Origin of the sequence: Comamonas thiooxydans (assembly GCF_000964545.1) — a bacterium.
Lineage (GTDB): Bacteria > Pseudomonadota > Gammaproteobacteria > Burkholderiales > Burkholderiaceae_C > Comamonas > Comamonas thiooxydans.
Genome location: NZ_BBVD01000003.1, coordinates 1 through 25,400, shown reverse-complemented (window position 1 = coordinate 25,400; position 25,400 = coordinate 1). Strand labels below are relative to the sequence as shown.

The following is a 25,400-nucleotide window of genomic DNA, read 5'->3' as shown; positions in this document are numbered from 1 at the left end:
GATTCAGGGGCAGCCTGCGTGCTTCAGACCGTGATGTTGCCGGTACTGGCCTGGCGTCAGGCCCAGGTGTTTGCGAAACACATGGCCCATATGCGACTGGTGGTTGAAGCCGCATTCCAGCGCGATTTGCGGAAGGGGCTGATCAGAGCCTTGAATCATGGTGCGGGCCGCCTGCAGCCGGGTCTCCATGATCCAGGCATGTGGAGTCATGCCCGTGAGCCGTGTGAACTCACGTAGAAAGCGCAAGGGGCTGGTGCCCACCATGGCGGACAGATCGGCAATGCTCAGCGGCCGCTCGAACTCGGCGGCAATGCGGTCCAGCACGCGCGCATAGCCGGCGCCGGGGCGAGCGTCGGCCCCGCAGGCGCTGCCCTCCTGGCAGGCCATGAAGCGCAGCGCAGCCTGCTCGATGGCCAGAGCGTCCGGACAGGGGCTGAGCAGCAGCAGGCGCAGATGCTGCGCTATCTGCAAGGCTGCGCGCTGACCGTGTCGTGTGACGCGCTGCGATGGCCTGGGAGCGTCAGTCTCATGGACGCCATGGCGCAGCACCAGGTATTCGCCGCCGGTGGCCGACTCGGAAAATACCTCGACGCCCGGCGGCGTATAGCTCAGGGTGCCGGGCCAGGTGTCGAAGTCCACGCGTCTGTCGGAGGCAATGGCGTGAACGCCTTGCTGTCTTTGCAGCGCAATGCCCAGTGCATGCATGCGCACCGGGTCGCGGCTGCTGTAGGGCGCGCGGCCGAGCAAATGGATCTGTACCGCTGGCGTATCGGTTGCCGAAGGCTGAATCAGATGGGTCTTCATGGCTTGCTGAAATTTCATGATAGACGATGGCGGCCGGCTGGCCTCACACTGGCGCTCATGAATCAAGACCTGCAAACAAGCACCGGGCCGCAACGCGTCATAGGCCTGATCGGCGGCATGAGCTGGGAGTCCAGCGCCGAGTACTACCGCCTGATCAACCAGGGTGTCCGGGAGCGTCTGGGCGCGTTGCGCTCGGCCAGGCTGCTGATGTACAGCGTGGACTTCGGCCCTGTCGAGCAGGCCCAGCATGAAGGCCGCTGGGACGATGCGGCAGCGCTGCTGGCCGATGCCGCCCAGCGTCTGCAAGCCGGTGGCGCCGACTGTGTGCTACTTTGCACCAACACCATGCACAAGGTGGCGGATCAGGTGGCAGCAGCCGTGTCGATCCCGTTTTTGCACATAGCCGACCCGGTCGGTGCGGCTGCGCGTGCAGCCGGTGTGCAGGTGCTGGGGCTGCTGGGTACGCGCTTCACCATGGAGCAGCCGTTCATGCGCGAGAGGCTGGAGCAGCAGTTCGGCCTGAAGGTGCTGGTGCCAGGCGAAGCCGAGCGCACGCAGGTGCATCGCATCATCTATGAGGAGCTTTGCGCGGGGCAGATCAGCGATGTGTCGCGCAAGCTCTATCAGCGTGCCATCGAGTCATTGGCGGCCCGCGGGGCGCAGGCCGTGGTGCTGGGATGCACGGAAATCGGCATGCTCATCAAGCCCGCAGACAGCGTACTGCCGGTGCTGGACACCACGGCCTTGCACGCCGCAGCGGCCGTGGATTTTGCGCTACAGGCCTGAACCGCCGGATATCAGCGCGCCGAGCCCGGCTGGAGGATTTCCGGAATGGCGCAATGCGTGCTGGCCTCGTTCATGGCGATGTCATGCTCGTGCTTGGCTACTTCCACCGACATGGCTTGCGGCAGCGGCACGGCGTTTTTCACGGCCAGAATCTCGGCCATCACGCTGACCGCGATCTCTGCCGGAGTCTTGCTGCCGATATAGAGACCGATGGGGCCGCGCAGCCTGGCCAGCGAGGCTTCGGTCTCGCCAAAGTGTTCCATCATGCGCTCGCGCCTGGAGTGGTTGTTGCGGCGCGAGCCGATGGCGCCCACATAGAAGGCCGGGCTGTGCAGGGCTTCGAGCAGGGCCAGATCGTCGAGCTTGGGATCGTGGGTGAGGGCGACGATGCAGCTGCGCGCATCGGGCTTGAAGGCTGTGACGGCATCGTCCGGCATGTCGGTGACGGTGTTGACCTGGGCCACCGACCAACTGCCCATGTATTCCTCGCGCGGGTCGCAGACGGTGACCGTGAAGCCGTTGAACAAGGCCATGGTGGCCAGGTATTCGGCCAGGGCGCCTGCGCCTATCAGCAGCATGCGGTAGCCGGGGCCCAGGTGGTTGACGAGTTGCTGGCCGTCAAACTCCAGCGCGTCGGGGTGCTCGGCCGTCTGCAGGCTGACTTCGCCGCTGCTGCAGTCGACACTGCGTTTCACCAGTGAGCCGGCTTCCAGCTCGGCCACCAGTTGCTGCAGGCTGGCAGCATCGGGATTGAATTCCAGCAGCAGCTCCAGCGTGCCGCCGCAGGGCAGGCCGAAGCGGTGGGCTTCGTCGGCACTCACGCCATAGCGCACCAGCTGCGGCGGACCGTCGGGAATTCCCAGGTTCTGGTTCAGGGCCTTGGTATGGCGGGCGATCAAATCGTCTTCGATGCAGCCGCCGGATACCGAGCCAATGGCACGTCCGTCCTCGCGCAAGGCCATCATGGAGCCCACGGGGCGTGGGGACGAGCCCCAGGTGCGCACCACGGTGGCCAGCAAGGCATGCTGGCCGGCCGAGCGCCAGTCACGCAGTGCCTTGAGTACCAAGACGTCGATATTGTCCATTGCTTGCTTTCTCTGTTTCTCTCGCTCGCTGCAATTTTGAAGCATCAGGCGGGCACCGGGTAGCGGCGCTACCCGTAAATGATCATGCGCAAAAAGGCCTTCCGAGGCCTGAAGGACAGGGAAGGCCGGCTTGTGCAGAGCTGTGCAGCGCTTTGGCAGCGCCTGCTGTCAATGCGCCTGGGTCTGCTTGCGCAGCTGGCCTACCTTGGCAGGCAGGTCCTTCCACTCGTCCACGCCGTACTGGGCACGCATGGTGTTGAGCAGGGTGGCGATCTGTGCATCGCTGAGCGCATGGCGGAAGGCCGGCATGGTGCCGAGGTCGGCATGGGCCGGATGTTGCACGCCTTCGAGCACGGCCATGATGGCGTTGTCGGGCGATGCGGAGTGCAGGCTGGTGCTCAGGGCCAGCTGGGGACGCACGCCGAAGCTGCTGCCCGAAGGGTCTGCCTTGTGGCAGGCCATGCAGGCGCCCTGGTACAGGCGATAGCCTTCGGCATCGAGTGCCAGTTTGGGCTTGGCGGTCTTCTCTTCGATGAGTGCCTTGGCATCGCCGGGGGCGGCGTCGGCCTTGCGGTAGCTCATCAGATAGGTGGCAATGGCGTCGAGGTCGACATCGCTTTGCTGCGACAGGCCGTGGGCCACGGGAGCCATGGGGCCTGCTGCCACACTGTGACGGGCCGAGAAGCCGGTCTTCATATAGTCGACCAGATCCTGCTTGGTCCAGGGCAGGGGCGAGGCAGTCTTGTCCGTCAAAGCGGGAGCATCCCAGCCTTCGGCGCTGCCGCCGGTCAGGTGGAACTCACCGGTTTTCTCGGCGGCCAGGCCGTTGCGCGGTGTGTGGCAGGCGCTGCAGTGACCCAGGCCTTCGACCAGGTAGGCACCGCGATTCCACTCGGGAGCCTGCTTTTCATCGTCCTTGACGACGCCGGGCTTGAGGTAGAGCCAGTTCCAGGCCGCAATGCCGCGGCGCACGTTGTAGGGGAAGTTCAGCGCGGTCTTGGGCGCCTCGTTCTCCACGGCAGGCTCGCTCATCAGAAAGGCGTACAAGGCCTTCATGTCCTCATCCGTCACGCGGCTGAAGGCCGTGTAGGGGAAGGCAGGGTAGAGGTACTGGCCTTCGCGGTCCACGCCGTGGCGCATGGCGCGCTCGAAGGCTTCATAGCTCCAGCTGCCGATGCCGGTCTGCAGATCGGGCGTGATGTTGCTGGTGTAGATGGTGCCAAAGGGGCTGGGCATGGCCAGACCGCCCGCGTTGGTCTTGCCGTTGGGAGCAGTGTGGCAGACGGCGCAGTCGCCCATGGCGGCCAGCAGCTTGCCCTTGGCAATCTGCTGGGGCGTGAAGTCGGCAGCGGGAATGGCTGACTGGGGCGCAATCTCGCCCTGGTGGGTGAGCGCCAGGCCGGCGGCAGCCAGCACGACCACTACAGCCGCACCGCCCGCCAGAATCTTTTGGAACGTTCGCATATCTATGTTCTTTATCGGTGGAGTCACTTGGACGAGACGGCGCCGCTCTTGGCTGCCTTGAGCGCGGCCAGCACGCGGCTGGGCGTGAACGGCACTTCCAGCAGGCGCACACCGGTGGCGTCGAAGATGGCGTTGGCCACGGCGGCGGCGCTGGGCACGGAGGCCGATTCACCGGCGCCCATGGGGGCCTCGTTGGGGCGCTCGACCAGCAGCGAGTCGATCTCGGGCAGCTCGTCAAAGCGCAGGATGGGGTAGCCGCCCCATTCCACGGAGGTGACGCCGCTCTTGTCGAAGGTGACGAACTCCTTGAGCACGCGACTGGTGGACTGCACCACGTTGCCGTGCACCTGATGACGCACGCCTGCGGGGTTGACCATGGCGCCGGTGTCCTGGGCGACAAAGACCTTGTCGACCTTGACTTCGCCGGTTTCGCGGTCCACGGTCACGTCGACCACCCAGGTCGCCCAGGCCGCACCATAGCCGGGGAACTTGCTGTGGAAGTAGCGGGCATAGGCAAAGCCGCGACCCTTGACCAGGCGCTGATCTTCAGGTGCAGCATTGCGGCGCGCCGGGCCTTCCTGCCAGTTGCACTGCTTCTTGGCTTCGGCAATCAGCGCCACGGCACGCGGGTCCTTGAGATAGCGCAGGCGGTACTCGATAGGGTCGGCCTTGGCCAGGTAGGCGCATTCGTCGATCCAGGACTCATGGGCGAACACATTGGGCAGGGCCGAGACGCCGCGCATCCACGAGGCGCGCACGATGGGCACGGCGTCCTGGGAGATCACGCGCATCTTGGGGTATTCGTACTGCGGAATGGCAGTGCGGTCGCCCATTTGCTGAGCCTCGATCTTGGCGGACACCTTGCCCGTCAGAATCAATGCCAGCGCCGAGGCGTTGTTCGAGGGGTAGCAGGTGCGCAGCTCGTAGGCGGCCACATTGTTTTGCTCATCCAGGCCGCCGCGCACGCGAATCAGCTGGCCCGTGCCCTTGGGCTCCCAGCCGGCTTCCTGCTCGCGCATCAGCTGCACGCGCACGGGCTTGCCCACGGCGGCAGACATCAGCACCGCATCCGAGCAGACGTCGTCGGCGCAGTTGCGGCCGTAGCAGCCAGAGGCTTCGAGGCGGGTGACGTTGATGTTGTCGGCATTCACGTCCATGAGCTTGGCAATGTCCTTGCACACGTCGTGAGGGTTTTGCGAGCCGGTCCAGACCTGGATCTGGCCGTTACCCACTTCGGCAATCGCGCAGGACGGGCCGATGGAGCCATGAGCGTGATAGGGCCAGACATAGTCGCGGGTCAGCGCAGTCTTGACCTGCTCGATGGCCTGCAGCGCGCCTTCGTCTTCCTGCAGCACGCGGTCGGTCTTGGCGTGGTCCACCAGGGTCTGATGCAGGCCGCTCAGCGACATATCGGGCAGACCGCTCCATTCCTTCCAGGTGACCTTGAGCTGGCGCATGGCAGCGATGGCCTGCTCTTCACGCTCGGCCACCACGCCCACGAAGTCGCCCTTGACCACGACCTTGACGATGCCGGGCAGATGGGCGATGGATTTCTCGTCCACCGACACCAGGCTGGAGCCCAGCGGCGCCGTGGCATCGGCGCCGGTGTAGGGAGGACGGATCACGCGGCCGTGCAGCATGCCGGGCACGCGCAGGTCGTGGATATAGGTCAGCGCGCCCAGCACCTTGTTGGGGATGTCCACGCGCTGCACCGATTTGCCGATGTACTCGAATCCGGACTTGCGCAGCTCGATCTTGTCGTCGACCTCGATCTGCAGATCCTGGCCCTGAACCAGCTCGCCATAGCCGTAGCGCTTGCCGCCGGCGATGACAAAGCCTTTCTGGGTGGTGATGCGCTCGGCGGGAACACCGGATTTCTCGCTGGCCAGCTTGATCAGCAGCTGGCGCACCTGCGCTGCGGCATGGCGCATGGGCAGGGACGACACCTGGATGGTGTTGCTGGCAATGGTGGGGCCCAGATCCGGGGTGCGGGCGGTGTGGCCCAGCACCATGGTCACGGCGGCAAAGTCCACATACAGCTCGTCGGCCACCAGTTGGCCCAGAGCCGTGCGCACGCCCGTGCCCAGGTCCACGTGGCCGTTGTAGGCCGTGACGGAGCCGTCGGCGCCAATCGCGATGAAGCTGTCCACCAGCTTGGCCGAGGGAATGGGGAAAGCGCCCTTGGCCGCCGCTTCGGGGGCGGTCTGGGCCATCAGCAGATGGCCGCCTGCCACGGAGCCGACCATCAGCATGCCGCCGGCCTTGAGCAGCTGGCGACGAGTCAGTTGAGCGTGATTGTCTTTGGTGAAGAATTTCATGATCAGGCAGCCTTTGCGGTTGTGGATGCGCCGGCGGCGGGGAGGGCCGGGCTGTGGCCCTTGGCAATCAGCTCACGGGCGCGCGCGGCGGCCTGCATGATTTCCACATGGGTGCCGCAGCGGCACAGATGGCCGGACAGGGCGTGCCTGATTTCTTCGTCGCTGGCCTTGGGCTGCTGGTTGAACAGGGCAACCAGCGCCATGATCATTCCGTTGGTGCAATAGCCGCACTGCGCAGCCTGTGCATCGACAAAGGCTTGCTGCACCACATGCAGGGTGTAGGTGCGTGGGGTGGCAGGCGCCTTTGTCTCGGCGGCGCTGACATCGAGCACGGCGCGGTCCTGCAGGGCTTGCGCGCTGGCGGCCTTGCTGGCGTCAGGCGACAGGCCTTCCAGCGTGGTGACTTTCTTGCCGTCGACAGCCTTCAGCGGCACGGAGCAGGAGCGCGCCACCTTGCCGTCGATCAGCACGGCGCAGGCACCGCATTCGCCCAGGCCGCAGCCGAACTTGGGGCCGTTGAGCTGCATGTCGTTGCGCAGCACATACAAAAGAGGTGTGTCGGCAGCGGCGCTTTGCGCGTCCACTTCCTGGCCGTTCAGAGTGAATTTCATGACGTAGGTTTCAAGTGTCAGTCTTATATATGTGTAGTCAATTATATGACTAGACAAAAATAAAGTGCATTGGCTTGATCTAAAGCAGATTTGATTGCTCTGGTGTGCGCCAGCGAGGCAAGGCCGGGCCGGTGCCTAGGAGTTGCTTCTGAGCCCAGGATCTGCGGCAGCAGGGCGGGACTGGCGTGGTTCCGGAGGCGGCCTTGACCGGACTTGAGACCGGCAGGGCTGATGCAGCCTGATCCATTTCCGGCGTCTTCGTGAGAGCAGAGGTGCCATGGCTATATCGGGGGGATGACCCTGCGCCTCTGATATGGGGATTGAAGCGCTGGGGAAATGCGGCTTCAATGCACAGACGCCGAAAGCCGCCAGTGCATCGGTGTCCCGATAGAGAGGGGTCCGCGGTCTGCGGGTTTGCAGACATTCATCAGTTCCTGTTCAGGAGAGCCAAGATGGTCAGCAAAAACACGATTTGTCTCTGGTACGAGGGCGAGGCCCTGGAAGCCGCCAGGTTCTACGCCCAGATTTTTCCCGACAGCGCCGTGGGCGCGGTTCACCACGCACCGGGCGACTACCCCTCCGGCAAGCAGGGCGATGTTCTGACGGTCGAATTCACGGTCATGGGCATTCCCTGCCTGGGCCTGAACGGCGGCCCTGTCTTCAAACACAACGAGGCGTTTTCGTTTCAGGTCGCGACGGACGATCAGGAGGAAACGGATCGCCTGTGGAACGCCATCGTCGGCAACGGCGGCCAGGAAAGCCAGTGCGGCTGGTGCAAGGACCGCTGGGGGCTGTCATGGCAGATCACGCCGCGTGTGCTGACCACGGCCATTGCCGACCCGGATCGTGCGGCGGCCAGGCGGGCTTTTGAAGCCATGATGGAGATGAGGAAGATCGATATCGCCGCCATCGAGGCTGCCTGGCGCGGCTAGGCGGCCGGCAGCGATCGCAAGGCCGGGCTGCATTCATCGTCGCGGCGGGCCCGGTCGGGCCGGCCCGAGGGCGCATCGGGGCGCCCGCATGCGCTGGCGCACTTTGCCAAGACTCGAACGTCTTAGGGCAAACGCTTTGCGGACAGCTCTCCTACATTGAAATTGCTTTCAATTTCGACGATCCGGTACCTGCCGGCCGGTGTTGCCCATGTCTTCTGAATGCCTGGCGGCATTGCACAGGGCGGGCAAGCCGCGCCCGTGGCTGTGCGTCGAAGCCTGCATTCACTTGGAGACATGTCATGAACTTTCTCGACGGCCATCTGTTCCCCGAAAACCAGCAACCCCTGATCATCACGGCGGCGCCCTATGCACCGGGCTGGCTGCCTTCGGACTTCCCCGAAGACATTCCCGTCACCATGGAGGCGCAGATCCAGAAAGCCGTGGACTGCTATAACGCGGGCGCCACGGTGCTGCACCTGCATGTGCGCGAGCTGGACGGCAAGGGCAGCAAGCGCCTGTCCAAGTTCAACGAGCTGATTTCCGGCGTGCGCAAGGCCGTGCCCGAGATGATCATCCAGGTCGGCGGCTCCATCAGCTTTGCTCCCGAAGACGAAGGTCAGGCGGCCAAATGGCTCTCCGACGACACCCGCCACATGCTGGCCGATCTGGACCCTGTGCCCGATCAGGTGACCGTGACGGTGAACACCTCGCAGATGAACGTGACCGATCAGGCCGAAGACGCGGACTTTGCTGGTACCTCGCGCGCCAATCCCACGCTGTTCAATGCCTACAAGGAAATGACCGTGCCCGCCCAGCCGGGCTGGGTGGAGGAGCATGTGCGCCGCCTGACCAAGGCCGGCATCCAGAGCGCTTTCCAGTGCTACAACCTGAACAGCTTCGAGTCGGTGGAGCGCCTGATGCGCCGCGGCTTCTACATGGGCCCGCTGGTCATGAACTGGGTGGCGATCGCTGGCGGCATGGACACGCCCAGCCTGTACAGCCTGGCCAACTTTGTGCGCGCCGTGCCCGATGGCGCCGTGCTGACCGTGGAAAGCAATGTGCGCAACGTGCTGCCCGTGAATATGTGGGGTATTGCCGCCGGTCTGCATGTGCGCTGCGGCACCGAAGACTGCCTGTGGAACCAGACGCGTACCGAGAAGGCCAGCACCGTCTCGCAGATCGAGCAACTGGTGCGCATCTCGCGCGAATTCGGTCGTCCTGTCGCCACCGCCAAGGAGGCGCGCGAGATCAGCAAGATCGGCGTGTTCTACGACAGCGTGGAGGAAAGCCTGGCCGCCAACGGCTTTGCGCCCAACCGGCCCGGTGCCAACCAGGGTTTCCTCAGGAAGACCTCCTGATCTTCCGGGACAGGCTTGCAGGCAAGGCGATCACGGCCTCGCCTGCAGCGGTCTCTGCTGAACCGACATGCGCAAAAAAGGCCTCCGCGATGGAGGCCTTTTTCATGCCCGGATGATTTCGGGCAGACCTGGAAAAATGGCTCTGGCAAGGCTGGGGCCGGGCCTGAGACAGGCCTGGTGAAGGCGTCTGGGCCGGCGGCTGCGGATGGATGGTCTTGAGCATGCCTCTGGCCAGCTCGCAGCTGTCAAGGCGCGGGAGGAGCGGGAGGTCCGTGATGCGCACGCCGCGCGCCCCACACCGCACGCTGCAGTGCTCGCCACCGGCTCGCCGAGCAGAGATGCTGCAGGCGCGGTTGACGAGGATCACCATTGTCATATTCAGGCTCGTCAGGCTCGCGCGTGCCATGGCTCACAGCAATGGCAGGCTGTATCTCTGTATCTTGCAGTGCTGTCGCCCTCCCGGGCCTGCGCTCTGTCATCGGCCTCAGGGCACGATTGGCGCAAGGCGGGGCCTGGTCAGGCGCACATTCATGCAGGAGGTGATGATGAAAAAATAATAGCTGCCTGCGCTTGATTTAAAAGCGTTTCAGGCAGCTATAAATTTATATTTGATGGCAGTCAAGCGATGCCAGCTATTGTTTTTTGTGCAGTACCGATGTGATGCACCGTGTTCCGGCGCCGGCATGCGGCGCAGGTGGCTGGCAATAGCTGGTCAGAAAAAGGGGCAGAAAAGCGGCTCGGATAGCTCGCTCAAAAAGGCTTGTCGCCGATGATGGCAGCGCGCTCCATCTTGCGCGCGGCGGGCCAGTAATCCTGCACGGCGTAATGCTGGGTGCAGCGGTTGTCCCACATGGCGACGCTGCCGGGCTTCCAGCGAAAGCGCACCTGGTACTCGGGGATGGCCGCCTGACTGATCAGATAGTTCAGCAGCATGCTGGCACCGGGCGTCTTGTCCTGGCCATAGCGCACGTTCTCGGGCGTGTGGTAGTTGGCAAAGTGGGTGGTGAAGCTGCAGACGTAGAGAATTTTCTCGCCGGTTTCGGGGTGGGTGCGCACGACGGGATGTTCGACCGGAGGGTGCTGGCGACCCAGCTCCAGACGCTTTTCTTCGGGCATGACGGCGCCGAAGCCGTGCTCGATGCTGGACTTGGCCTTGAGGCCGTCAATCTTTTTCTTGATGTCCTCGGGCAGATTGCGGTAGGCCTCGGCCATATTGACCCAGATGGTGTCGCCACCGACGGCAGGGCCTTCGATGCAGCGCAGCACGCAGCCCATGGTCGGGTTCTCGCGCCACTGACCGTCGGTGTGATAGGTGTTCTCGTAGTTTTCGCGCTTTTCGCTGCGGTAGATCTGCACCAGACCGGGGTGGTCGGGGTCGCTGCCGGCCACGGGGTGATCCTCCAGATCGCCGAAGTGGCGGGCAAAACCCACATGCTCGGCACGCGTGATGTCCTGATCGCGGAAGAACAGCACTTTGTGCTGCAGCAGCAGGGCGCGAATTTCCTCGGCCAGGCCCTTGTCGCGGGACGCATCGCCGAGGTGGATGTCGGAAACCTCAGCGCCGATGCTGCAGGTCAGTTGTTCGACTTTCATGGTCTTCTCCTAAGTACCCGGCAAGGCCTTGATGCAGGACGCCGCCGTCTGATGGAAAAATTCTCGGCGCAGCAACGGCCGCCGGGCTTGACCGATCGCGTCAGCTTGTTGCCCTCTTGGGTGGGTGCAAGGAAAACCCTAGGGCCAGGCCTGGGGTGTCTTGAAGTGGACGCATCTGTGCGCCGAGGCGTCATATCTGTCGTGATCTACTGGTATCCATTGATTGACTGCTTGTTGTGATATTGATAAACATCAACACCCGAAACGCAGGTTGCCCATAAGGCCTGTGTCCATCCATGAAATCCGGGCCTGTTGCGCAGTACCCGGGTCAACCGTTTTCCTGGTCACGATGAAGCCCCGTATCCGAAGTGTGAGCCTGTGCAAATACGCCAAGGTGGCGAATGAGCTCGGCATCGACCCGCTGCGCATGTTCCGCCAGGTGGGGCTGGACCACAGCTGCCTGAATTCTCCCGATCTCATGGTTCCCGAAGCTGCGTTTGCGCAGTTGCTTGAGGTTTCGTCCGCCCAGGCAGGGCATGCCTCGCTGGGCCTGCTCATGGGCTCGCATTGGCGTCTGTCCGACTTCGGGTCGATCAGCCTGCTGCTGCAGCACCAGGCCAGCCTCTCCAGCATGCTCAAGACCTTCAAGGACTATGACCACATGATCAGCACCACCGTGGGCACGGAGGTGGTGACCCAGGGGCGCTATTCCATCATCCAGCTGAACCTGGATACCGAGCGCGAGAACCCGGGGCGCCACCCGGTCGAGCTGGGCATCACGGCGCTGATGAGTCTGTGCCGATATCAGCTGGGCAGGGGCTGGAGCCCGGCCAGCATCCACTTCTCGCACAGCTCGCCAGGCAGCACCATGAGCCATCGCCGCGTGCTGGGCAGCGAGATCGTGTTCGGCTCTGACTTCGATGGCATCGTGGTGAGCAACGAGGATCTGGAGGCCATCGATGCCGATCACGACAGCCTCATGGAGAGCCACGCCCGCAGCCTGATGGAGAGCCATGCGCCGCGGCCCACGACCAGATCGCTGGAGCAGCAGGTGCGCAGCACCTTGCAGTCGCTGCTGCCCCATGGGCGCCACAGCATTGCCCATGTGGCCGGCGCGCTTGGCTATACGGCCCGTTCGCTGCAGCGGCACCTCGAAACCCAGAACACCAGCTTTCAGGAAACGCTGGACGCCGTGCGCAGCCAGGCCGCGCTGCGTGCGCTGCAGAATCCGCAGCTGTCGGTGAGTGAAGCGGCCGCTCAGGCAGGCTTTGCCGAGAACAGCTCGTTCACGCGCTGGTTCAGCAAGCATTTTCAGCAAAGCCCCAGCAGCTGGCGACAGCAGAATCTGAGCCGCAGCCTGTCCTGAGGCCTCTGTCCGAATGAAAACGCCAGCCTGCTCGCTGGCGTTTTGCGTTGCGGCTCAGGGCTGGGGCATCGCGGCCAGCCGGGTTGCCTCGGGCTGGGCCTTGGCCAGCAGAAAATCGATGCAGGTGCGCACGGCCTTGGTCTGATGCCGGTTGGGCAGGTAGAGCAGATACATATGGGTGCCGAAAATGCTGAGCCGGTACTCGTCCAGCGTACTCAGCACCTCGCCCGTGGCCAGCTTGTCCTGCACCACATAGTCGGGCACCAGGCCCACCCCCAGGCCGGCCAGGATGCCGTCGCGCAGAAAAGGGAAATGCTCGGAGATCATGGTGGGCTCCAGCATCACTTCGTGGCGCTCGGTGCCCAGATAGGCGGCCAGGCGCAATTGCCGCCCCGTGACTCCGGCGGTGATCAGCGGGCTGGCGCGCAGGGCATGCAGGGTTTTGGGCAGGCCGTGAGTCTGCGCATATTCGCGTGAGGCGCAGGCCAGGTAGCGCACCGTGCCCAGGCTGCGCGCCACCAGGGACAGGGGCGGCTCCTGGATCACGCGCACGATGATGTCCACATCGTCGCGCAGATTGTCGGCCCGGTTTTCGAACAGCACGTCGAGCACGATGCCCGGGTACAGGCGCTTGAACTCGATCAGCCATTCGCTCATCACGATCTGGCCGTAGCCGCTGGGCACGCTGATGCCCACGCGGCCCTGCAGGCTCTGGCCCAGCGCCGTGATGGCCTCGCGTGCGGCCAGCATTTCGTTGTGGATGTTGCGCCCGTGCTCGTACAGGCGCATGCCGATCTCTGTGGGCTCCACGCGGCGCGTGGTGCGCTTGACCAGTTGCACGCCCGCTGCCTTTTCCAGCTGGGTCAGGTGATAGCTCACATTGGCGCGCGTCATCTTGAGCTTGCGCGCAGCCTGGCTGAGGTTGCCGCTATCAATGATTTCGACCAGCAGGGTCAGCGATTGCGAGTCCATGGCGTGTTTGTCCAATTTCCTTTGACAGTCTGTCAATGATTCATGGGATTGTTAGAAAACATTGTCGCCGTAAAAATAAAGCCCATTCCATAAAGAGATTCAGGAGACTCGCATGACCGCCCAAGCCAGCACCTCTGTCGTCGAACTCAGGCAAGACGGTGACGTCCTGCTCGTCAGCGTCAACAATCCGCCCGTCAATGCGCTGGGCGCTGCCGTGCGCCAGGGTCTGATGGCGGCCATGGAACAGGCCGATGCCAGTGCCGCGGTCAAGGCTGTGGTCATCGTGGGTCAGGGCAAGGCTTTCATCGCCGGTGCCGATATTCGCGAATTCGGCAAGCCTCCGGTCCAGCCTTTCCTGCCCGATGTCTGCAACCGTATTGAGGCCTGCAGCAAGCCCGTGGTGGCCGTGATTCATGGCGCGGCACTGGGTGGTGGCCTGGAGATCGCCATGTCGGCGCATTACCGCCTGGCGCTGCCTGGCGCAAAGCTGGGTCTGCCCGAAGTCTCCCTGGGCCTGGTGCCCGGCGCTGGCGGCACGCAGCGTGCGCCGCGCCTGATGGGCGTCAAGGCCGCAACCGAGCTGATGCTCAGCGGCCAGCAGATCGGCGCCAAAGCCGGACTGGCAGCCGGTCTGGTGGACAAGCTGGAAGAGGGCACGGACCCCGTAGCCGCGGGCCTGGCCTATGCGCGTGAACTGCTGGCGCAGGGCGCGTCGCTGCGTCCTGTCAGCGCCACGCCAGGACGCCTGGCCGACAAGGCTGCCGCCCAGGCGGAACTCGATGCGCTGCGTGCGGACACGACCAAGAAGTCGCGCGGCCTGTTCTCGCCGCTGAAGATCATCGATTGCGTGCAGGCCGCGCTGGATCTGCCTTTTGCCGAAGGCCTGAAGTTCGAGCGTGCCCAGTTTCTGGCCTGCATCGACAGCCCGCAGCGCGCCGGCCTGATCCATGCCTTCTTTGCCGAGCGCGAGACAGCCAAGATTCCCGAAGCCCGCGCCGCCCAGCCGCGCGCCTTCAGCAAGATCGCCATCATCGGCGGCGGCACCATGGGCGCGGGCATCACCGTCTCGGCGCTGGATGCCGGCCTCGTCGTGACCATGATCGAGCGCGATGCCGAATCCATCGCACGCGGCCAGGCCAACGTGGAGAAGGTCTACAACGGCCTGATCGCCAAGGGCCGCATGAGCGAGGAGGCCAAGGCCTCCATCATGGCGCGCTACACGCCCTCGACCCGCTATGACGACATTGCCGATGTGGATCTGGTGATCGAGGCGGTCTTCGAAGACCTGGAGGTCAAGAAGGCGGTGTTCAAGGAGCTGGACCGCGTCTGCAAGAGCGGCGCCGTGCTGGCCACCAACACCTCGTATCTGGACATCGATGCGATTGCCGCCGTCACCAGCCGCCCGCAGGATGTGATCGGTCTGCACTTCTTCAGCCCGGCCAACATCATGAAGCTGCTGGAGATCGTCGTGCCAGCCAAGGTGGCGCCCGATGTGGTGACCACGGCCTTCGAGCTGGCCAAGAAGATGAAGAAGGTGCCGGTGCGCGCCGGCGTCTGCGACGGCTTTATCGGCAACCGCATTCTGGCCACCTACAAGCAGGCCGCCGACTACCTGATGGAAGACGGTGCCAGTCCCTACGAGATCGACGAAGCCGTGCGCGGCTTTGGCTTTGCCATGGGGCCCTTCCAGGTCACCGACCTGGCCGGTGGCGATATCGGCTGGGCCACACGCAAGCGCCGTGCTGCCACGCGCGACCCCAAGGCCCGTTATGTGGAGATTGCCGACCGCATCTGTGAAAACGGCTGGTTCGGCCAGAAGACGGGACGCGGCTTCTACCTCTATCCGCAAGGCGCGCGCATCGGTCAGCCCGACCCCGAAGTGCTGGCGATTGTGGATGCCGAGCGCGCCAAGAAGGGCGTGACAGCGCGCTCGTTCACGGCCGAGGAAATCATGCGCCGCTACATGGCCGCCATGGTCAACGAAGGCGCCAAGGTGGTGGGCGAGGGCATTGCGCTGCGCCCGCTGGATGTGGACGTGACCTTTATCTCCGGCTACGGCTTTCCGCGCCACCGCGGCGGCCCCATGAAATGGGCCGATATGCAGGGCCTTCCCAAGGTGCTGGCCGATATCGAAGCCTTTGCCAAGGAAGACGCGCTGTTCTGGAAGCCTGCGCCGCTGCTGCAGAAGCTGGTGGCCGAGGGGCGCAACTTCGAAAGCCTGAACAAGTAACACCCCTGAGCCGCTGCGCGGCTTCCCCTCTCTCTTCGGGAGGGGACGACGCCATCGCCTGGGCGGCCCCGCCGCGAGGCGGCTCTTGCTCGGCGTCTCGCGCTTGGAGTGCGCCAGTTTTTATCGCCCGGTTAATTTAAAAAAGTAGCTGCTAGCGCTTGATTTGTATGGGTTTCAGTATGAAAAGAATCTGAAATCAATGAATGGCAAGCGATAAAAGCTATCAAAAATAGTTTTCAACATTCACAGAGACAAGCACCATGCGTGAAGCCGTTATCGTTTCCACCGCCCGCACACCGCTGACCAAGTCGCATCGTGGCGAGTTCAACATCACTCCTGCCGCCCAGCTGGCTGCTTTCTCCGTCAAGGCGGCGGTGGAGCGATCGGGTGTCGATCCCGAAATGATCGAGGACCTGATTCTGGGCTGCGGCAACCCCGACGGTTTCCAGGGCCGCAATCTGGGTCGCCAGACCGTGTTGCGCGCCGGGCTGCCGCTGTCGATCGCCGGCACCACCATCACGCGTTTTTGCGCCTCGGGTCTGCAATCCATCGCCATCGCGGCGGGGCGCGTCGTGGCCGAAGGCGTGGACGTGATGCTGGCCGGCGGTATCGAAACCATCTCCGGCATCCGCGCCGGCAACAATCTGCCCACCGACATGGACCCCTGGCTGGTGGAGCACAAGCCCGAACTCTACATGGCCATGATCGACACCGCCGATGTGGTGGCCAAGCGCTACGGCATCACGCGGGAAGACCAGGATGCGTTCTCGCTGCAAAGCCAGCAGCGCACGGCTGCGGCCCAGGCCGCCGATCTGTTCAAGGACGAGATCATTGCCTGCTCCACACGCATGATGGAGAAGAACAAGGAAACCGGCGAAGTCACCTACCGCGACGTGGTGGCCACGCAGGACAACTGCAACCGCGCCAGCACCACGCTGGAGGGGCTGGCCAAGCTGGAGCCTGTGAAGGGCCCGGGCAACTTCATCACGGCCGGCAATGCCTCGCAGCTGTCCGACGGCTCCAGCGCCTGCGTGGTGATGGAAGCCAGGCTGGCGGAGCGTCTGGGTCTCAAGCCCCTGGGCGCTTTCCGCGGCTTTGCCGTGGCCGGCTGCGAGCCTGACGAGATGGGCATAGGCCCCGTGTTTGCCGTGCCCAAGCTGCTCAAGCGCCACGGCCTCACGGTGGATGACATCGACCTGTGGGAGCTGAACGAAGCCTTTGCCTCGCAGGCCCTGTATTGCCAGCGTCAGCTGGGCATTCCCAACGAGCGCCTCAATGTCAACGGCGGCGCGATTGCCATCGGTCATCCCTTCGGCATGACGGGCGCACGCCTGACCGGCCACATTCTGCTCGAAGGTCAGCGCCGCAAGGCCCGCAACCCCAAGGTCAAGTACGGCGTGGTGACCATGTGCATCGCCGGCGGCATGGGCGCTGCTGGCCTGTTCGAGATCTTTTGATCCCCCTGAGCCGCTGCGCGTCTTCCCCCAAGGGGGGACGGCTGCATTGCTGCGGGGCGGCCCTTGCTTGCAGCCTCTGGCGCAAGAGCATGCCAGTTTGAAGATTAAAGGCGCCAGAAGCAGCGCCATGGACTACCAGGAAATAGCAATGGATTTGCAATTCACCCCCCAGGAAGAGGCGTTTCGCGCCGAGGTGCAGAGTTTTCTCAAGGAAAAGCTGCCCAAGCATATTTCTGCCAAGGTCAAGGCCGGCCAGCGCCTGAGCAAGGCTGATCAGGATGAATGGCATGCCATTCTCAACGAGCGCGGCTGGTATGCGAATCACTGGCCCCAGGAGCATGGCGGCCCGGGCTGGGGGGCGGTCGAGAAGTTCATCTTCGACACCGAATGCGCCCTGGCCGGTGGCCCGCGCATCGTGCCCTTCGGCGTGAACATGCTGGGGCCGGTGCTGATCAAGTACGGCAACGAGCAGCAAAAGAAGTACTGGCTGCCGCGCATTCTGAGCGGGCAGGACTGGTGGTGTCAGGGCTATTCCGAGCCCGGCGCGGGCTCCGATCTGGCCTCGGTGAAGACCACGGCCGTGCGCGATGGGGACTTCTACATCGTCAACGGCCAGAAGACCTGGACCACCCAGGGCCAGCACGCCAATATGATCTTCTGCCTGGTGCGCACCAACCGCGAGGCCAAGGCCCAGGCCGGCATCAGCTTTTTGCTGGTGGACATGAACAGCCCCGGCGTGGAGCTGCGCCCCATCCGCACGCTGGACGGCGACAAGGAAGTCAACGAAGTCTTCTTCACCGATGTGAAGGTGCCTGTCGAGAATCTGGTGGGCGAGGAAAACCGGGGCTGGACCTATGCCAAGTATCTGCTGACCTACGAGCGCACCGGCATTGCTGGCGTGGGCTTTTGCATCTCGGCTCTGGCCAAGCTCAAGGTCATCGCCGCCAAGGTGCACAAGAACGGCCAGCCGCTGAACCAGGACCCGCTGTTCGCGGCCCGCATGGCGCGCGTCGAGATCGACCTGGAGAACATGAAGACCACCAATCTGCGCGTGATTGCCGCCGTGGCCGGTGGCGGCGTGCCCGGTGCCGAAAGCTCCATGCTGAAGATTCGCGGCACCGAGATCCGCCAGGAAATCCTGTCGCTGATCCGCCGCGCCATGGGCGTGTATGCCGTGCCCTATATCGACGAGGCCCAGTACGAAGGCCATGACCAGGCGCCCGTAGGCGGCATCGACGAAGCCGCCACGGCCTCGGCCAACTACTTCAACTACCGCAAGCTGTCGATCTTCGGTGGCTCCAACGAAATCCAGAAGAACATCATCTCCAAGATGATTCTGGGCTTGTGAAATCCCCCCTGAGTCGCTGCGCGCCTTCCCCCCGGGGGGACGACGCCCTTGCTGCGGGGCGGCCCTTGCTGGGCGTCCCTGGCGAACCGGGCGGTGGCATGCGACACCGATTCGTTCGATTGGGTAGAAAGAATTTGTCATGAACTTCACACACACCGAAGACCGCCGCATGCTGGCGGACAGCCTGAACCGCTTTGTGGCCGAGCAGTACGGTATCGAACAGCGCAACCATTTGGCCTATGGTGCAGAAGGTCACAGCCCGGCGCTGTATGCGCAATTTGCCGAGCTGGGCGCGATCGGCGCGCTGTTCCCCGAAGAGGAGGGCGGCTTTGGCGGATCGGGCTTTGACATCAGCGTGGTGTTCGAGTCGCTGGGCCGTGGCCTGGTGGCCGAGCCCTTGCTGGGGGCGCTGGTCGTGGGCCAGGCCCTGATTGCGGCCGGCACCGAAGCGCAGAAGCGCCAACTGGAGGACATCATCGCCGGCGGCGTGATCGCTGCCCTGGCGCACGACGAACCGGGCAGTCACTACGAGCTCAACAAGGTCACGGCCACGGCGGCCAGGACCGCCACGGGCTGGGTGCTCAACGGCGCCAAGAGCGTGGTGGCCTTTGGCGAAAAGGCCGGTCTGCTGCTGGTGTCGGCGCGCACTGCAGGCGGCATGTTCGATACTGCCGGCATCAGCCTGTTCCTGGTCGACGGCAACGCCGCCGGCATCGTCAAGCGTGGCTACAGCCGTATGGAAGGCGGCCGCGCCGCCGAGCTGACTTTCGAAAACGTGCAGCTGGGTGAGGATGCGCTGCTGGGTGCCGAGGGCCGGGGCCATGCCGTGCTAGAGCATGTGCAGGGCTTTGCCTTGCTGGCGCTGGCTGCCGAGGCCCTGGGCGCCATGGATGTGGCCAAGCAGAACACGCTGGAGTATCTGCAGACGCGCAAGCAGTTCGGCGTGGTCATCGGCAGCTTCCAGGCGCTGCAGCACCGCATGGCCGATCTGTTGCTGGAGGTGGAGCAGGTGCGCTCCACCGTCATCAATGCGGCCGATGCCATCGACAACGCCCAGGGCACGGAGCGCGAGAAGATGCTGTCAGCCGCCAAGTACACCGTGGGCTCCGTGGGGACCCTGGTGGCCGAGGAAAGCATACAGATGCATGGCGGCATCGGCATGACCTGGGAGCTGCCGCTGTCGCATTACGCCAAGCGATTGGTCATGATCGACCACCAGTTTGGCGACGAGGATCATCACCTGGCGCGTTTCATGGCCTTGGGCTGAAATGAGCTACCCCCTGAGTCGCTTCGCGCCTTCCCCCTCTCTCTACGCGCTGCGCGCTAGGGGAGGGGGACGACAGCCTCGCTGCGGGGCGGCGCGGCCGGCGTAGGCCCTTGCTGGCTGTCCTTGGCGGAGGGGGGCGGCTACAGGCGGTAAGTGCTGCCTAAAACTGGAGAACGAAGATGAGTGAAGTCCTGCTGACCCGCCGCGAAGGTGCCGTACTGGTGCTGAGCAACAACAATCCGGCTGCGCGCAATGCGTTGTCGCCCGCGTTCTACGCGGCCGTCACGACCGCGCTGGCGGATGCTGCGGCTGACGCCAGTGTGGGCGCGGTCGTGCTCACGGGCGAGGGCGGCCATTTCTGCGCCGGTGGCGATCTGCGCCAACTGGCCAGGCGCCGCGAACTGCCCGTGGGGCAGCGCCGAGAAAAGCTCGAAGGCCTGCACGATCTGATTCGTGCCGTGCGCGACTGCCCCAAACCCGTCATCGCTGCCGTCGAAGGCGCGGCAGCGGGCGCGGGCCTGTCGCTGGCCCTGGCCTGCGATATGCTGGTGGCCGCCCGCGACAGCCTGTTCTCAGTGGCCTATGTGAAAGTGGGTCTGACGCCCGACGGTGGCGCCACGGCCTTTCTGGCCGAGTTCGTCTCGCGGCAGGTCTTGACCGAGCTGTGCCTGACCGGCGAGCGCATCAGCGGCGAACGCATGTACGCTCTGGGCCCCGTCAACCGCCTGGCCGAGCCCGGCCAGGCTCTGGTCGATGCCGTCGCGCTGGCCGCCCAGATCGCTACCGGCCCGGACCAGGCCACGGCCTTGATCAAGGACCTGTGCCGGCAGGCGCCGCGCAATACGCTGGAGCAGCAACTGGAGCTGGAAGCGCAGCACATGGTGCGCTCGCAGGGGAGCGAGGAGTCCCGTGAAGGCATTGCAGCCTTTCTCGAAAAGCGCAGCGCCGATTTCACCAAACTGCGTGCTTGAGCGCTCGACGAAACCAAGATTTTCCAAGGAGAAAAGGCAGATGGCCGACAGCAATACCGAACAGAACCAGGACATCGACTTCCCGCTGGAGGGGGTGCGAGTACTTGATCTGTCCCGCGTCTTCGCCGGGCCGCTGTGCGGCATGGTTCTGGCCGACTTCGGCGCCGAGGTGGTCAAGGTCGAGCACCCGGGCCGCGGCGACGATACGCGTGACTGGGGCATTCGCATCGGCAAGACCGAGACCACTTACTACAACAGCATGAACCGCAACAAGCGGTCCATCACGCTGGATCTGCAAACGCCCGAGGGCGTGAAGATCCTCCATGAACTGCTGCCTCAGTTCGACGTGCTCATCCACAACTTCAAGACCGGCGGCGCCGAGAAGCTGGGTCTGGGCTACGAGCAGCTCAAGGCCATCAAGCCCGACCTGATCTATTGCGCAGTGGCTGGCTATGACAGCAGCGGCCCCGAGGCCAAGCGCCCCGGCTACGATCTGGTGATTCAGGGCGAGGCGGGCCTGATGGCGCTCAACGGCGAGGCAGGCATGCCGCCGCTCAAATTCGGCGTGGCCGTGGTGGATCTGGTAACCGGCATGTATGCAGCCCAGGCAGTGCTGGCCGCCTTGTTCCGCCGCGAGCGCACGGGCAAGGGCCGGCTCATAGAGATGGCGCTGTACGACAGCGGCATCACGGTCACAGGCTACTACGGCCTGGATGCCCTGCAACTGGGGCGCGACCCCGAGCGCTACGGCAATGCCCACCCCTCCATCGTGCCCTACGGCATGTACGAGGCCGCCGACGGTCCGCTGATCATTGCCGTGGGCAACAACAGTCAGTTCGACAAGTTCTGCCGTCAAGTCATCATGCGCCCTGACATCGTCGAGGACCAGCGCTTCTCCACCAACGTCAACCGGGCCAGGAACCGGCTGGAGCTGCTGCCCATGCTCAAGACGCTGATTGGCAGCTTCCCGCGCGACCAGTTGCTGGAGCGCCTGACGGCTGCAGGCATTCCCTGCGGCCGTGTGGCCGGCCTGCACGAGGCCCTGACCAGCGAGCGCACGCGCCGCAGCGGCCTGCTGCGCGACATGCCCCATCCCGTGGTCGGCACCACGCCCGTGTTCGCGCCGCCCTACCGCCTGGACGGACAGCGTCTGCCCATCCGCCATGCACCGCCCACGCTGGGTGAGGGCACGCGAGAAGTGCTGCAGCGCCTGCTGACGCTCGATGATGCGCAATTGCAGGACCTGCAAGCCAAGGGCGTTCTCACGCTGCCCCAGGAGCCTTCATGAAGCACCCCCTGAGCCGCTGTGCGGCTTCCCCTCTCTCGCTTCGCGGGAGGGGACGACACCCTCGCTGCGGGGGCGGCCCTTGCTCGGTGTCCCTGTTGGGCCGTGTCAGGCTCACAGGCCGCGGACATCTTCTAGAGCCATAAATAACTCAAAAGCAAGATTAAAGGCCGCGCAAGACGGCAGATAAAGACAGCGACTTCATAGGAGACAAACCATGAGCATCCAAGTCACACGCCGCGATCTTCTGCAAGGGCTGGCCGCCATCGGCGGCGGCAGCCTGCTGGCCACGGGTGCCGGCAGCGCCCTTGCGCAGGCAGGCAAGCCGGCCTGGCCCGCAAAGCCAATTCGCGTGGTCGTGCCCTTCAACGCGGGCGGCGCCACCGACATCATCGCGCGCACCATCGGCGAGGTCCTGGCCAAGCGCCTGGGCCAGCCCGTGGTCATCGACAACCGCGGCGGCGCGGCCGGCATCCTCGGCACCGAGGCCGTGGCCAAGGCCGCGCCCGATGGCCATACGCTGATGGTCTCGCTCAGCACCTCCATGCTGATCAACCAGTTCCTCTACACCAAGCTGCCCTACAACCCGCAAAAAGACATCGCGCTGATCAGCCAGATCGCCGCGGCGCCCGTAACGCTGGTCGTCCATCCTTCGGTGCCGGCCAACAATATGAAGGAGCTGCTGGCCTATGTGAAAGCACACAAGGGCAAGCTGTCCTATGGCTCCTGGGGCGTGGGCTCGTACGCCCATCTGGCCGGTGCCTATATGAGCAAGACCATGGATGCCGACATGAACCATGCGGCCTACAAGGGCGAGGCACCCATGATCCAGGAGCTGATCGGCGGCCAGCTGCAGCTGTGCTTTTCCAGCGCCCTCAACACCAAGCCTTTCATCGATTCGGGCCGCCTCAAGGCCATCGGCGTGACCGGCAAGGAACGCATGGAAATCCTGCCCAAGGTTCCAACCATCTTCGAGCAGGGCGTGACCGACGACGCCTATTCGATCTACGGCTGGGTGGCCATGGGCGCGCCTGCCGGCACGTCCAAGGAAGTCGTGGACCAGCTCTATGGCCACCTGCGCGAGATCATCAAGGACCCCAAGGTGCTGGAGCGCATCACGGGCGCCGGCTTCATCCCCATGATGAACAGCCCCCAGGCCTTCCGCGACAACTACCAGCGCGATATGCCGGTCTGGAAAGCGCTGGTCGAGCAGGCTGGCGCCAAGCTTGATTGAACCCCCTGAGTCGCTTCGCCTGGGCGGCCCCGCGCCTTCCCCCTTGAAGGGGGGCATACGGGCGGCCGGCGACACCCTCGCTGCGGGGCGGCGCGGCCGGCGTAGGCCCTTGCTCGCTGCCCCTGGCTTTGGGCTGCGCCGGGTTCATGGGCTGCGGGTGGCGCGCAGCGCCATGGATCACTGAGTGACTGATTTTTACGGCCTGCGGCAGTGGGCCACCACCGACGACTGCTGAGACAGCTTTGACAGGAGACTTCATGCACAAGCGCAATCCCGCACTTAAGGCCTGCACCAGCCGGCGCAGCGTTCTGGCACTGGCTGCCGCGCCGTTGCTGGCCGGCCTGGCCGGCGGCGCACTGGCCGAGACCGACTGGCCAGCCAAGATGCTGCGCCTGGTCGTGCCTTTTCCGGCCGGTGGCCCTACCGATACGGCATCGCGCATCGTGGGCCAGAAGCTGGGCGAGCGCCTCAAGCAGACCGTGGTGGTGGAAAACCGCCCCGGCGCCTCGGGCTCCATCGCGGCCGTGCAGGTCGCCAAGAGTCCGGCCGACGGCTACACGCTGATGATGCTGGCCACGCCCACGCTGCTGGCCCCCCATCTGTACAAGAAGGCCGGCTACGACACCGTCAAGGATTTCGCGCCCGTGGCCACGGTCTATGACCTGCCCATCGTCATCGTGGTCAATCCCACGCTTTTGCCCGATGTCACCGATCTCAAGAGCCTGATCGCCCACGCCAAGGCCCGGAAATCAGCGCTCAACTACACCAGCTCGGGCGCCGGCAGCTTCGGCCACCTGAGCATGGAGCTGCTCAAGCAGATGGCCGGCTTCGACATGCAGCATGTGCCCTACAAGGGCGGCGTGCCCGCCATCACCGACACCATCGGCGGCCAGGTGCCCATCATGTATGCAGACCTCGTGGCTGCGCTGCCTCATATTCAGGCCGGCAAGCTGCGAGCCATCGCCGTGGGCTCGCCCCAGCGCGTGAGCATGCTGCCCGACACCAGGACCATTGCCGAGCAGGGCATCAAGGGCTATGACGCCGTTTCCTGGGGTGGTCTGCTCGCGCCGAAGGACACGCCCAAGGCCGTGGTTGACCGCATCGCCTCCGAAGTCCAGCAGATACTGGCCGACAAGGACATCCAGAGCAAGCTGCTCCACGCGGGCGCCATCGCCACCTTCCAGAATCCCGCCCAGCTGGGCCAGCGCATCCAGCAGGACTACACGCGCTGGGGCCAGCTGATCCGCGACAAGGGCATTGCAGTGGAGTGACAACTACATGAAGACACGCATCACCGAACTCTTTGGCATGGAGCACCCCATCATCCAGGGTGGCATGCACCATGTGGGCCTGGCCGAGCTGGCCGCTGCCGTCTCCAATGCCGGAGGACTGGGCATCATCACGGGCCTGACACAGCGCACGCCCGAGTTGCTGGCGCGCGAGATCGCGCGCTGCCGCGAGATGACGGACAAGCCCTTTGGCGTCAACCTGACCTTTCTGCCTTCGGTCAACCCGCCTGACTATCCGGGCTATGTCAAGGCCATCATCGAAGGCGGCGTCAAGGTGGTCGAGACGGCCGGCAACAACCCGCAGAAATGGCTGCCCGCGCTCAAGGAAGCTGGCATCAAGGTCATCCACAAGTGCACCTCGGTGCGCCATGCGCTCAAGGCCGAGGCCATCGGCTGCGATGCCATCAGCGTGGACGGCTTCGAATGCGGCGGCCATCCGGGCGAGGACGACATCCCCAACTTCATCCTGCTGCCGCGCGCTGCCGAAGAACTGAAGATTCCCTTTGTCGCCTCGGGCGGCATGGCCGACGGTCGCTCCCTGGTGGCCGCGCTGGCGTTGGGCGCCGAAGGCATCAACATGGGCACGCGCTTCATCGCCACGAAAGAGGCACCCGTACACGACAAGGTCAAGCAGGCTATCGTTGCAGCCAGCGAGCTGGACACCCGCCTGGTCATGCGCCCGCTGCGCAACACCGAGCGCGTGCTGACCAACTCCGCCACCGAACGCCTGCTGCAAAAAGAGCGCGAGCTGGGCGCGGCCATCACCTTTGCCGACATTGCGCCCGAAGTGGCTGGCGTCTATCCGCGCATCATGCACGACGGCGACATGGACGCGGGCGTCTGGTCCTGCGGCATGGTGGCTGGCCTGATCCACGATGTGCCGACGGTTGCGCAACTGATCGACGGCATCATGGGCGAGGCCCATGCACTGATCAACGAGCGGCTAGCGGGCCTGGCCCGCTAAGCCTTTCACTCTTCAAAACCAGGAAAGAGCTTTCTCATGAAAATCCTTGTACCCGTCAAGCGTGTC

General features: G+C 64.3%; 20 protein-coding genes. 13 read left to right on the top strand and 7 right to left on the bottom strand.

All coding sequences use genetic code 11. The features are described 5' to 3' along the window. Positions 1–3 precede the first annotated feature (3 nt). The gene (locus Cth01_RS03815) at positions 4–804 is read right to left on the bottom strand and encodes an AraC family transcriptional regulator (RefSeq protein WP_034377756.1); all 801 of its coding nucleotides are present in this window, start codon (positions 802–804) and stop codon (positions 4–6) included. Positions 805–861: 57 nt separating this feature from the next. Between Cth01_RS03815 and Cth01_RS03810 the strand changes: the two genes are divergently transcribed. After that, the gene (locus tag Cth01_RS03810) at positions 862–1,590 is read left to right on the top strand and encodes an aspartate/glutamate racemase family protein (protein ID WP_045838571.1); all 729 of its coding nucleotides are present in this window, start codon (positions 862–864) and stop codon (positions 1,588–1,590) included. A gap of 11 nt (positions 1,591–1,601) precedes the next feature. Here Cth01_RS03810 and Cth01_RS03805 read toward each other — a convergent pair whose 3' ends face one another. The 4 genes from Cth01_RS03805 to Cth01_RS03790 form a co-directional block, all read right to left on the bottom strand. Continuing rightward, positions 1,602–2,675, bottom strand: coding sequence for an XdhC family protein (locus tag Cth01_RS03805; RefSeq protein ID WP_034358116.1), 1,074 nt, complete (start codon positions 2,673–2,675; stop codon positions 1,602–1,604). Positions 2,676–2,843: 168 nt separating this feature from the next. Next, positions 2,844–4,139, bottom strand: a complete 1,296-nt coding sequence (locus tag Cth01_RS03800; RefSeq protein WP_034392141.1) for a c-type cytochrome — start codon at positions 4,137–4,139, stop codon at positions 2,844–2,846. A 23-nt stretch (positions 4,140–4,162) separates the two neighbouring features. Continuing rightward, positions 4,163–6,457: a xanthine dehydrogenase family protein molybdopterin-binding subunit gene (locus Cth01_RS03795; RefSeq protein ID WP_045838570.1), complete on the bottom strand. Its 2,295-nt coding sequence runs from the start codon at positions 6,455–6,457 to the stop codon at positions 4,163–4,165. A 2-nt stretch (positions 6,458–6,459) separates the two neighbouring features. After that, the gene (locus Cth01_RS03790; RefSeq protein ID WP_034377748.1) at positions 6,460–7,068 is read right to left on the bottom strand and encodes a (2Fe-2S)-binding protein; all 609 of its coding nucleotides are present in this window, start codon (positions 7,066–7,068) and stop codon (positions 6,460–6,462) included. A 452-nt stretch (positions 7,069–7,520) separates the two neighbouring features. Here Cth01_RS03790 and Cth01_RS03785 point away from each other — a divergent pair, with 452 nt between their 5' ends. Further along, positions 7,521–8,000 (top strand): VOC family protein, encoded by a 480-nt coding sequence (locus Cth01_RS03785; RefSeq protein WP_034377747.1) that lies wholly within the window; start codon positions 7,521–7,523, stop codon positions 7,998–8,000. A gap of 299 nt (positions 8,001–8,299) precedes the next feature. Continuing rightward, entirely contained in the window at positions 8,300–9,358 is a 1,059-nt protein-coding gene (locus Cth01_RS03780; protein ID WP_034356064.1) for a beta-keto acid cleavage family enzyme, read from the top strand. 750 nt (positions 9,359–10,108) lie between these two features. Here the strand turns inward: Cth01_RS03780 and Cth01_RS03775 are convergent. Continuing rightward, entirely contained in the window at positions 10,109–10,951 is an 843-nt protein-coding gene (locus tag Cth01_RS03775) for a TauD/TfdA dioxygenase family protein (RefSeq protein ID WP_003062631.1), read from the bottom strand. Positions 10,952–11,300: 349 nt separating this feature from the next. Here Cth01_RS03775 and Cth01_RS03770 point away from each other — a divergent pair, with 349 nt between their 5' ends. Then, complete coding sequence (locus Cth01_RS03770; RefSeq protein WP_045838569.1) at positions 11,301–12,317, top strand: AraC family transcriptional regulator; 1,017 nt, start codon at positions 11,301–11,303, stop codon at positions 12,315–12,317. Between the two features lie 54 nt (positions 12,318–12,371). Here the strand turns inward: Cth01_RS03770 and Cth01_RS03765 are convergent, their stop codons facing one another. Continuing rightward, positions 12,372–13,289 carry a LysR family transcriptional regulator gene (locus Cth01_RS03765; RefSeq protein WP_034356056.1) on the bottom strand — a complete coding sequence of 306 codons (918 nt, stop codon included), beginning with the start codon at positions 13,287–13,289 and terminating at the stop codon, positions 12,372–12,374. Positions 13,290–13,401: 112 nt separating this feature from the next. On the opposite strand from Cth01_RS03765, the gene Cth01_RS03760 reads away from it, so the two are divergent. From Cth01_RS03760 to Cth01_RS03720, 9 genes are all read left to right on the top strand, one after another. Beyond that, positions 13,402–15,519, top strand: coding sequence for a 3-hydroxyacyl-CoA dehydrogenase NAD-binding domain-containing protein (locus Cth01_RS03760; RefSeq protein WP_045838568.1), 2,118 nt, complete (start codon positions 13,402–13,404; stop codon positions 15,517–15,519). A gap of 260 nt (positions 15,520–15,779) precedes the next feature. Next, positions 15,780–16,976: an acetyl-CoA C-acyltransferase gene (locus tag Cth01_RS03755; protein ID WP_003062624.1), complete on the top strand. Its 1,197-nt coding sequence runs from the start codon at positions 15,780–15,782 to the stop codon at positions 16,974–16,976. 148 nt (positions 16,977–17,124) lie between these two features. Next, positions 17,125–18,324: an acyl-CoA dehydrogenase family protein gene (locus tag Cth01_RS03750; RefSeq protein ID WP_034377742.1), complete on the top strand. Its 1,200-nt coding sequence runs from the start codon at positions 17,125–17,127 to the stop codon at positions 18,322–18,324. A 139-nt stretch (positions 18,325–18,463) separates the two neighbouring features. Continuing rightward, positions 18,464–19,591: an acyl-CoA dehydrogenase family protein gene (locus Cth01_RS03745; RefSeq protein ID WP_045838567.1), complete on the top strand. Its 1,128-nt coding sequence runs from the start codon at positions 18,464–18,466 to the stop codon at positions 19,589–19,591. Between the two features lie 179 nt (positions 19,592–19,770). After that, on the top strand, positions 19,771–20,562 hold the full coding sequence (locus Cth01_RS03740; RefSeq protein WP_045838566.1) for an oxepin-CoA hydrolase, alternative type: 792 nt from the start codon (positions 19,771–19,773) through the stop codon (positions 20,560–20,562). Between the two features lie 40 nt (positions 20,563–20,602). Next, positions 20,603–21,850 (top strand): CaiB/BaiF CoA transferase family protein, encoded by a 1,248-nt coding sequence (locus tag Cth01_RS03735; protein ID WP_034356038.1) that lies wholly within the window; start codon positions 20,603–20,605, stop codon positions 21,848–21,850. A gap of 214 nt (positions 21,851–22,064) precedes the next feature. Further along, on the top strand, positions 22,065–23,081 hold the full coding sequence (locus tag Cth01_RS03730) for a Bug family tripartite tricarboxylate transporter substrate binding protein (RefSeq protein WP_045838565.1): 1,017 nt from the start codon (positions 22,065–22,067) through the stop codon (positions 23,079–23,081). Between the two features lie 257 nt (positions 23,082–23,338). Then, positions 23,339–24,352, top strand: coding sequence for a Bug family tripartite tricarboxylate transporter substrate binding protein (locus Cth01_RS03725; RefSeq protein WP_034392121.1), 1,014 nt, complete (start codon positions 23,339–23,341; stop codon positions 24,350–24,352). A 7-nt stretch (positions 24,353–24,359) separates the two neighbouring features. After that, the gene (locus tag Cth01_RS03720; protein ID WP_045838564.1) at positions 24,360–25,334 is read left to right on the top strand and encodes an NAD(P)H-dependent flavin oxidoreductase; all 975 of its coding nucleotides are present in this window, start codon (positions 24,360–24,362) and stop codon (positions 25,332–25,334) included. Positions 25,335–25,400 lie beyond the last annotated feature (66 nt).